Origin of the sequence: Parapedobacter soli (genome assembly GCF_025460835.1) — a bacterium.
Classification (GTDB): domain Bacteria; phylum Bacteroidota; class Bacteroidia; order Sphingobacteriales; family Sphingobacteriaceae; genus Parapedobacter; species Parapedobacter soli.
This window is the reverse complement of sequence record NZ_JAMXAY010000135.1, coordinates 1-1,246: the sequence shown is the minus strand read 5'-3', so window position 1 is coordinate 1,246 and position 1,246 is coordinate 1. Positions and strand designations below refer to the sequence as shown.

At 43.4% G+C, this 1,246-nt stretch carries 1 protein-coding gene; it reads right to left on the bottom strand.

The window, feature by feature from the left end; genetic code table 11:
• Positions 1–1,123 (bottom strand): IS4 family transposase (locus NGM62_RS21880; protein ID WP_262250428.1); only part of this gene is annotated, 1,123 nt, incomplete at its 3' end.
• Between the last annotated feature and the right edge of the window lie 123 nt (positions 1,124–1,246).

Sequence of the window (1,246 nt, the reverse complement as noted above, 5' to 3'; positions counted from 1 at the left end):
CTTTGTTATATTGAAATTTAGTTTTGCTAAAGAGTTCTCTCAGGTTCGTTTTATCGGTCAATGAGATGCTTAATATCTGTAGCACTTCGTAAGTACTTCTGTCCAGTTTCATGTCGTACTGAACGATGGCCACCAAGCAGTAGGTACAGATGGCGGCATAGACTTGTATCCGGACGGCGTTCTCGGTAGTGCCCCAAAACTTTTTGATTTTAAGGTGCTGTTTCAGCCACTTGAAGAACAGTTCTACCTGCCAGCGGTTCTTGTAAAGATCTGCAATCTGCAGGGCTGATATATGGGTGGCATTGGTCAGAAAGACGAACTCTCTTTCCTGTTGTTCATCCCAGTATCTGACCAGCCGAAGTGTTCCGGGATAGTACTGTTTCGGGTAAAATCCGGTCAATGCTATCGTCAGATCGGAATGCACATTCCTGGGCAATCTGCGTTTCCATTTGATGGCTTTGTACTGCAGATTAGTCTTTGCCCTGATCACGAAGTAAGCTCCTATCTGATGGATCTTATACAACATTTTAAAGTTGTTGTAAGCCCGGTCAAATATATAGTATGAACCTGATTCATAAGAGATTTCTTTCATAGCCTTTGAATCGTGAACGGAGGCTTCGGTAATATGAAAGAATGCCGGTATCTGCGTTTCCACATCATACAATGTGTGTACTTTGATACCACCCTTTCTCCTGCGGAACTTTGCCCACCAAAACACGGAAAGGCAGAGATCGATGGTTGTCGAATCGAAAGCATACACGTTTCCACCCAACTCGAAGATATTGGTGGATCTGGTCTCTCTAGCCCGATTGACCAAGTAGTAGGCATACTCCTCAAAGATATGGTAGTCCCTATCCTGATTAGCTCTGGCCAACGATGATCGGGAGACATTCTTGCCCATTCCCAGATGATAGCATTTGGATTGGTGGGCATCAAGTGCGATCACCAGATCCCGGAGACTTTCACGGTTGGAAAGTTGTCCGAACATCAAAGCAAGCAACTGGTTCCAGCAGGTGAAGTGCTTCACATACTTGTCGCCATTATACTTGGCTACGATACGATTAAACTTACTGCGGTTAAGGAACGAGGCCAACTGGGCAAAAACATATTTATCTTGAAACATAGACTGTCGGATTCATCTGACGCAAAACTATGTTTTCAAGTCCGTTCGGTCTAAAAACCTCTGTAACTAACTATATTTCAAATATTTCAAAGAACAATTTCAGATTTTAATGGGACAGCAATG